The sequence below is a fragment of the Dialister sp. UBA1703 genome (assembly GCA_002320515.1).
Lineage (GTDB): Bacteria > Bacillota > Negativicutes > Veillonellales > Dialisteraceae > Dialister.
Map to the genome: position 1 here is coordinate 779 of DCJJ01000016.1, position 8,329 is coordinate 9,107.

5 protein-coding genes are annotated in these 8,329 nt (G+C 54.2%); all 5 read right to left on the minus strand.

All coding sequences use genetic code 11. The features are described from left to right. Positions 1–637 precede the first annotated feature (637 nt). Entirely contained in the window at positions 638–2,125 is a 1,488-nt protein-coding gene (locus B2Y11_RS00840) for an aldehyde dehydrogenase family protein (protein WP_291054884.1), read from the minus strand. Positions 2,126–3,326: 1,201 nt separating this feature from the next. Continuing rightward, positions 3,327–4,595 carry an S-layer homology domain-containing protein gene (locus B2Y11_RS00845; protein WP_291054889.1) on the minus strand — a complete coding sequence of 423 codons (1,269 nt, stop codon included), beginning with the start codon at positions 4,593–4,595 and terminating at the stop codon, positions 3,327–3,329. An 815-nt stretch (positions 4,596–5,410) separates the two neighbouring features. Continuing rightward, positions 5,411–6,784, minus strand: a complete 1,374-nt coding sequence (rlmD, locus tag B2Y11_RS00850) for a 23S rRNA (uracil(1939)-C(5))-methyltransferase RlmD (RefSeq protein WP_291054892.1) — start codon at positions 6,782–6,784, stop codon at positions 5,411–5,413. Between the two features lie 570 nt (positions 6,785–7,354). Beyond that, the gene (locus tag B2Y11_RS00855; RefSeq protein WP_273097311.1) at positions 7,355–7,756 is read right to left on the minus strand and encodes an HI0074 family nucleotidyltransferase substrate-binding subunit; all 402 of its coding nucleotides are present in this window, start codon (positions 7,754–7,756) and stop codon (positions 7,355–7,357) included. Continuing rightward, positions 7,740–8,033: a nucleotidyltransferase family protein gene (locus B2Y11_RS00860; protein WP_291054900.1), complete on the minus strand. Its 294-nt coding sequence runs from the start codon at positions 8,031–8,033 to the stop codon at positions 7,740–7,742. Before B2Y11_RS00860 ends, B2Y11_RS00855 begins: the two co-directional genes overlap by 17 nt. Between the last annotated feature and the right edge of the window lie 296 nt (positions 8,034–8,329).

Below are 8,329 nucleotides of genomic sequence, written 5' to 3' on the forward strand. Positions count from 1 at the left end.
AGCGTTACGGGATTGACTTTATGAATCATATAGCATGATACCCAGATGATGAGCCACCTTCGGTGGCTTCCCCCCTTTGGTGCCTTACGGCACCACCTTCCCCCCCGCTGAGCGGTGGGACTCTAAAGCACCGCGAGGCAATCTCCCCATAAATCCTCCGCTCAAGATGTCGATGTTGGCGAGCGCCCCTCTCGTCATTTCGACCGAAGCGGAGTGGAGAAATCTCCCCCCTCTGATAGTACGGGCGGCATTACTGCAGGAGATCTCTCGACTCAGCGTATCATCAAAGCGTTTTCCATCTGCCCCATACCGACATGCAGCTCCGCTCGAGATGACGGTGGCAGCGGGCACCCCTATCGTCATGTAAAAAAAAGGGGCGCGGCTGGCGCCGCAGGTTGTGTCGAAGGGTTGTGTCCCCACAGGGGAAACGACTCACTATGATTTGTGCGTCGCTGGCGCTCCTTCAAATCATGTTCGCTGTGCATCGCTCCGCTCAGGGGGCGACAGCTCCTGCGGGAATACGGGAAAGCACCGCCCAGGTCCCGGTCCTGATCCCGACCTACAGTTTCTCCGGGCTTCCCATTTCTTTCCAAAAAAAAACTCCCTTCCCGAGGGAAAGGAGTTTTTTCAGCGGTCATTATTTAATGTCGTACATGCCGCTGACGCCTTCTTTGAGGTTGATGTAGATGTTCTTCATCTGGCTGTAGTGTTCCAGCATGACTTTGTGGGTTTCTCTGCCGATGCCGGACTGTTTGTAGCCGCCGAAGGGGGCGCCTGCGGGGAGGTCGTTGTAGGTGTTGACCCACATACGGCCGGTGCGGACGCCGCGGGCTACTTTGAGGGCGGTGTCGATGTTCTTGGTGAATACGGCGCCGCCAAGGCCGTAAACGCTGTCGTTGGCCAGGGCGATGACTTCGTCGGCGGTTTTGAATTTCTGGATTACTACCACCGGTCCGAAGATTTCTTCCTGGCATACGCGGTCGCTGTTCTTGTCGGTGACAAGGATGGTGGGTTTCATGAAGAAGCCTTTGTCGCAGCCGTTTTCGGTGTATCTTTCGCCGCCGGTGATGAGTTTGGCTCCTTCGTCAAGGCCGATCTGTACGTATTTCAGTACTTTATCCTGCTGGGATTTGTAAATCTGGGCGCCCAGCTGGGTTTCGGGATCCGTGGGGTCGCCGATTTTTACGTTTTCAAAGGTAGCTTTCAGGTGTTTTACAAATTCGTCAAAAATGCCTTCCTGTACGAAGAGGCGGGAGCCTGCGCAGCATACCTGTCCCTGGTTGAAGAGGATGCCTTTGCATGCGCCGTCTACGGCCTGGGCCAGGTCTGCATCGTCAAATACGATGTTGGCGGATTTGCCGCCCAGTTCGAGGGTGACGGGGATGAGTTTGTCACAGGCAGCCTGGTATACGCCGTGGCCCACTTCGGTGGAGCCGGTGAATGCCAGTTTGTCCAGGTCCGGGTGGTCAAGGAGCCACTGGCCGGATTTGGAGCCTTTGCCGGTGATGACGTTCAGCACGCCCTTCGGAAGTACGTCCTGGATGAGACGGGTGAGTTCCATGAGGGAGAGGGATGTGTGGGAAGACGGTTTGATGACGATGGTATTTCCTGCTGCCAGGGCGGGAGCCAGTTTCCAGCATGCCATGGTAAAGGGGAAGTTCCAGGGGATGACCTGTCCTACCACGCCTACCGGTTCATGGAGAATGAGGGAGAGGGTGTTGTCGTCCAGCATGTTGGCAGAGCCTTCCCATGCACGGAGGCAGCCTGCAAAGTAGCGGAAATGGTCGCTGCCCAAGGGGATATCGACAGCCTTGGTTTCACGGATAGGCTTGCCGTTGTCCAGTGTTTCCACCAGTGCCAGGTGGTCTGCATTGGCATCAATAATATCTGCAATTTTCAGCAGGATGTTCTGTCTTTCAATAGGAGATGTTTTGGACCAGGCCGGAAGAGCGGCTCTTGCTGCCTTTACTGCGCTGTCCACGTCTTCTTTGGTTGCTTCTGCGAAATAAGCCAAGTGCTCGCCATTTGCCGGATTGTGGGCGTCAAAGGTAGCGCCGTCAGAGGCGGGAACGAATTCGCCATTAATGAAGAGACCGTACTGTTCCTGAATGTCTGCTTTTGCCATAATAATACCTTCCTTTCAATCACTTGCGGGGAATATCCCCTTTATATGAGATGCTCCGCCGGAGTTTGTACGATATCCGGTAGTCCGACGGGATGTTTCTTTCAGCTGCCGGAAGAAATACAACCTTTCATACTGTTCGATAGTCACTTTCTTCTGCATGTGTGCTGTAGTCATAGTATATCATGGGATGGGAGAATATTCAAGAGTCTCGATAAGCATGGCTGAAGTTTTTCTATGCAGGAAATGGGGTTCAGAGGGTTCAGAGGGGAAGGTTGACGGGGCCTCTGGCCCCGAAGGTTGTGGCCGCCTGCGGCGGCAGGTTGTGTAGAAGGGTTGTGAAGGGAAAGGTTCTTAAGATGGACCGGCCTGGCGGCCGGAGGGTTCTTAGGTTTGACGGCCTTTCAGGCCGAGGGTTGTGGTATCGCCCTTCGGGCGCAGATTATAAAAAAGGGGCGCGGCTCGCGCCGCGGGTTGTGTAGAAGGGTTGCATCGCTTCGTTCAGGGGGCGACAGCAGCTCTGCCGCTGAGGGTGGTGGTGGCGCCCTTCGGGCGCAGATTTTAAAAAAGCCAGCCCGCGCCCTCCGTCATTTCGGCGAAAGCGTTGCGGAGTGAAGAAATCTCCCCCTCTGATAGTACGGACGACATTACGGTGGGAGATCTCTCGACTCAGAGTATCATGGGAGCGTTTTCCATCTGCTCCATACCGACATGCGGCTCCGCTCGAGATGACGATGGTGGCGAGCGCCCCTCTCGTCATTTCGACGAAAGCGTTGCGGAGTGGAGAAATCTCACTCCTCAATAGTCCAGAAAGCATTGGGGTGGGAGATCTCTCGGCTCAGAGTATCATCAAAGCGTTTTCCATCTGCCCCATACCGACATGCGGCTCCGCTCGAGATGACGGTGGCAGCGGGCGGCATTGGACACGCCTGCGGCGTGAGGGCTGACGGGCCTTTGGCCCGATGGTTATGGCCGCCTGATGGCGGCAGGTTGTGTCCCCACAGGGGAAACGACTCACTATGATTTGTGCATCGCTAGCGCTCAGGGGGCGACAGCCCTGGCGGGCTGAGGATGGTGGTGGCGGCTGACGTCGCAGATAAAAAAAGGGGGGACGCGGCTGGCGTCGGAATCTTTGGCGGCGTCTGGATGCAGTAAAAAAGAAGCCCCTCATTTCGAGGAGCTTCTTTTTTCGTTCTAATGAAAATTAGAATACATAGTTCAGGGATACGGATGCTACATCATCGTAGTCGGTATCGGTGCCTTTGGTCTTTACGTCGAAGCTGTATTCGCCGTGGAGTCTTACGTTCTTAGCGAGGGTTACATCGCCTTCTGCACGCCAGAATTTAACTTCTTTGACGTCTTTGTTCAGAAGAGCGTCCAGTGGGGAAGCATCGTAGGTGTAAGCACCGAGGAATGCATTTCTTTCAGCGTCTACATAGGAAGCAGCTACACGGAAGGAGCCGACTTTAGCATTGTCCTGTTTGCCGTAGCCAAGGCCTGCAGTCCAGAGAGCCGGATCGCCTTTGGCATCGGTGTTCTTGTAGTAGTCACCGAATACGTCGAAGCCGCCGCCAAGGCCTGCGGTGAGGCCTGCGCCCCAGATGTTGACTTTGTTGGAGCTGGTGCCGTTCACATAGTCTACGTCATAAGCAAAGCGTCCTGCTTCGCCGGAGAACTGTGCGTAGGCATATTCATGTTTATCAGTGATGTTGTCTGCATAGTCTCCGTTCCAGTCTTCGAAGCGGCCATAGCCTACTGCCAGGTTGGCTGCATCGTTTGCGTGGAAAGCCAGTTCAGCGCCTTTGATTTCAGAATCGAAGAATACGCCGGTCTGACCGAAGAACTGGTCATATTTACCGAGAGTAGCTTCGACTTTGTCGCCAAATGCATGACGAACATAGAGTCTCTGCATATAGGTGTCGCTGGTTTCGCTGTCCTTGAAGTCCATGTCAGAACGGAGCAGGCCATTCACATAGGTGGAATCATTGACCTGGCCCTTTACATTGATACGGATACGGCCAACGTATTTGTCATCAGCTTTACCGGTATAATGAGTGCCTCCATTGGCGTCTTTGCCAGTTTTATAGGTCTGATAGAATTTCATGTAGCCGTTGCCGGACCAGGAGATGTTGCCGACTTTCTTTTCCAGGTTGGAAACGCGAACGCCCAGGTTAGCCAGTTCGTCAGCGTATTCGCCAGCCAGTTTGTCCAGGGTTGCACGCTGTTCAGCGTTCAGCTGGTCTTCTTTTGCCATGAGGCGGGCAATGATCTGAGCCAGTTCATAACGGGTAATGTTTCTTTCGCCTTTGAAGGTGCCGTCGGGGTATCCTTCTACCACGCCCTGGTCGGAGAGGTCGGATACTGCCTGGTATGCCCAGTCATCGGTGGAAACATCGGAGAATGGATTTGCTGCGTATGCAGATACGCCAGCGGTGAGTGCTGCAACAGCAGCCAGTGCGAGAATTTTTTTCATAGTTCTTCGCTCCTTTAGAAAAAATATATGGATAACCTGCCCTTTCTGAAGGAGTGAAAATACTTCTGCAAGAGTGTCCATGTTTCCTCTGCTTCCCCTCTCTCCTCCCATATCCCCCGGGCCAGAAATATGCTTTTTTCAGCATACTATAAACGCATTCTTTTCTGCAACTGTGAAACTGTATTTTTATGCAATTCTAATATTGTTTATGCTTTCCGGTGCATTTCAGGAATTCGAAAAGGAGTCCTTTACGGACTCCTCTTCGAATCTTAACCCTTTATGAACCTGTATGTATCATAAACTATGGAGAGAAAAAGTGCAAGGGGAATTTTGTGAAAAAGGGGCCGCGCCCTTTGGGCGCGAAAGGGGCGCCGCTGACGCGGCAGGTTGTGCCGAAGGGTCGTGGTAAAAGGTTCTTAGGTTTGACCGGCTTCCAGCCGGAGGGTTTTCAGGTTTGACGGGCCCTTCAGGCCCGAGGGTTGTGGTGGCGGCTCCGCCGCCATTTTTAATAAAACCTTAAAGCCCGCCCTGTCGGGCGGGGGAAACCCATACAACCGCGCCTTCAGCGCGTTGGAAATGCACCCCTTCTGCCTACGGCATCTCCCCCGGTGGGGGAGATTTGCTCTATGTTTACCCTTGTGCTAACTTAAGCTGCTCATTGCATAGCGGCGCTAAAATCTGCCCCTCTGGGGAAGACGCCGCCGCAGGCGGCAGAAGGGGTGCATTTCCACGGGCGCCAGCCCGGTTGTATGGTTTTTCTGCCCATTGGCCTCATGAATCATATGGCTCATTTGATTCCAGCATGAACAAAAATCCTACTCTCCTCTCTCCAGAAGGGCTACGGTTTCTACGTGCATGGTCTGGGGAAACATGTCCACGGGCCGGACTTTTTTGAGGGTGTAGCCCAGGGCGGAGAGAACTTTAGCGTCTCTGGCGAAGGTGGCGGGGTTGCAGGAGACGTAGACGATACGCTTCGGTTCCATGGCAGCGGCGGCTTTGAGGACGTCTTCGCTGCAGCCGGCACGGACGGGGTCCATGACGATGACATCAGGGCGAAGGCCTTCTTTATAGAGGGCGGGCATGAGCTTTCCTGCGTCGGCGGCGTAGAATTCCGCGTTTTCCACATGGTTGAAGTCCGCATTTCTTTTGGCATCTTCAATGGCCGCTTCCACAATTTCAATGCCTATCACTTTTTTCGCTTTTTTGGCAAGGCAGAGGGAAATGGTACCGGTGCCGCAGTAGGCGTCGATAACGGTTTCGCCGCCGGTGAGGGAGGCGTAGTCCAGGGCAGTTTCATACAGTTTCTCCGCCTGGTCTTTGTGGACCTGGAAGAAGGAGAAGGGGGAAATTTCAAAGGAGAGGCCTGCCAGGGTGGCGGTGAGTGTCTTTCTCCCCCAGAGGTGGTGAATGGTATTTCCAAGAATCACATTGCCCCGGCCAGCCTGTACGTTGTGGTAGATGGAAACTACTTCCGGCAGGAGCTCACGCATTTCCTTCACCCAGAGCTGTGCAAAGGGAAGGGCCTGTGTGGCGGTGACGATGACGGCCATGACTTCTCCTTTGTCTCCGGTGCGGGCCATGATGTGGCGGATGGAGCCTTTGCGGGATTTTTCGTTGTAGCCCTGGACATGGTGCCTTGCCATGAATCCCTGGGCGAAGCGGAGAACCCGGTTATTTTCTTCTTCCTGAATCAGGCAGCCGTCAATAGGTACCACCTGATGGCTCCCCTGGCGGTAGTAGCCAATCACCGGGCCGCCGGTGACCTGGGAAACGGGCACGGCCATTTTGTTCCGGTAGTTCCAGGGATGGGCGGCGGGAAGGACGGGAAGCACCAGGTCTTCGGAGAAGCCACCCAGACGGCTCACCACGTCCCGCACCCGCTTTTCCTTGAGAGCCAGCTGGCCTTCGTAGGTAAGATGGGAAATCTGGCAGCCGCCGCAGGCGTCGTAGACAGGACATTCCGGCTTCGTGCGGCAGGGAGAAGGACTGTCAATGGAAATCAGCTTCCCCTGGGCGTAGGACTTCTTGGCCGCCACAATGCGGGCGGTCACCGTCTCCCCGGGAAGGGCGCCGGGTACAAAGATGGTGAAGTCATCGACGGAGCCGATGCCTTCGCCGTGGATGCCAAGGTCACGGATACCAAGGGTGTAGGTTTCATTCATTTTTACAGGGATATTTCTTTTGGTCATAGGAGACTCCTTATTATGGGGCCGCTCCGCGGCCCCGGGTTCAGAGGGTTCAGAGGGTTCAAAAGGTTCAAAGGGTTGTGGTATCGCCCTATCGGGCGATGAGTTTTATAATCCGCCTGCGGCGGTCACGTCCACATCGAGTATCATAATCATTCTTACCCTCGTACATCCCTTCGCCACTTCGTGGCCCTCTTCCCCTAAAGGGGACGCAAGAGCGTTACGGGATTGGCTTTCTGTATCATATAGCATGATAAGCATTCTGGTGATTAGCCGCTGCGCGGCTCCCCCTTATCCGGCTGCGCCGGACTTTCCCCCATCCGGGGGACAGAATAAAACACCGCGAGACAATCTTCTCATAAATCCTCCGCTCGAGATGACGGTGTTGGCGGACACCCCTCCGTCATTTCGACCGAAGCGAAGCGGAGTGGAGAAATCTCACTCCTCCATGGTCAAGAAAGCATGGCGACAGGAGATCTCTCGGCTCAGAGCATCATGGGCGCGTTTTTCATCTGCCCCCATAGCGGCATGCGGCTCCGAAGAGAAAACAGATGCAGCCAGTGAGGCAGCTCTTTAATCCTCCGCTTCTTTCAGTTTTTTCTCCAGGGTCTTGGCCAGTCTGGCGAAGGCGGGAATGAAGCTGTCTTTAATGAGAAGAACCAGTTCGTCTATTTCATTTTCATCATACATATGGACGGACTGATTTCTTTTCCTCAGCATGAGGAGCCATACGGGCTGATCGTCCACGAATCCTACTTTATATCCCAGCTGGAGAATTTCTCTGGGAGAACCGGTTTCTGCTTCCTGCACGCCATGAAGACGCAGAACCTGCTGCAGGGCTTTCCACGCCAGTTCGAAGGTAAGGTTGAACTGGCCGATAATGCCGGTGCGGTAGATTTCATCATTCTCTGCCAGGGAGAAGTCCGCTTTTTCCAGTACCTTAAGGCAGCTTAGGAAGTTATCGAGTTTTTTCATAAATCACCACTCCGTCTCGGTCCAATTCTTTCTGCAATTCTTCGGAAATACCATCATCAAGATTCACCACATCAAACATAAGGAGGGAATGCACATCATTTTTAATATCCCGGTAGAAGCTGTCGAAATTTCCCCCGCTGACGGCAATGTCTATGTCGCTCCGTTCTGTATGGGTGCCTCGTGCCCGGGATCCGAACAGGATAATCCTTTGAATGTGGTTTTTTGCGGCCAATTTTGAAATATCCCGGAGCACTCTGGCAGGAAGATGGATGGGCATGATGGGCTCCTTTCTTTGAACGCGCCTGCGGCGCTGAGGGCTGACGGGGCTGCGCCCCGAGAGTTGTGGTGGCGGCTAACGCCGCAAGTTTTATAAAAAAAGGGGCGCGGCTTTGCCGCGGGTTGTGTAGAAGGGTTGTGCACCGCTTCGCTCAGGGGGCGACGTCCCTTCGGGCCGAGGGTGGTGGTATCGCCCTATCGGGCGATGAGTTTTATAATCCGCCTGCGGCGGTCACGTCCACATCAAGTATCATAATCAGGATTACCACCGTCCACACCGACTTCGCTGGATGGCGT

Bases quoted from the DNA above. Each gene is read 5' to 3' on its own strand.
- B2Y11_RS00840 (WP_291054884.1), bottom strand. From the start codon at position 2,125: ATGGCAAAAGCAGACATTCAGGAACAGTACGGTCTCTTCATTAATGGC.
- B2Y11_RS00860 (WP_291054900.1), bottom strand. From the start codon at position 8,033: ATGCCCATCCATCTTCCTGCCAGAGTGCTCCGGGATATTTCAAAATTG.
- rlmD (WP_291054892.1), bottom strand. From the start codon at position 6,784: ATGACCAAAAGAAATATCCCTGTAAAAATGAATGAAACCTACACCCTT.
- B2Y11_RS00845 (WP_291054889.1), bottom strand. From the start codon at position 4,595: ATGAAAAAAATTCTCGCACTGGCTGCTGTTGCAGCACTCACCGCTGGC.
- B2Y11_RS00855 (WP_273097311.1), bottom strand. From the start codon at position 7,756: ATGAAAAAACTCGATAACTTCCTAAGCTGCCTTAAGGTACTGGAAAAA.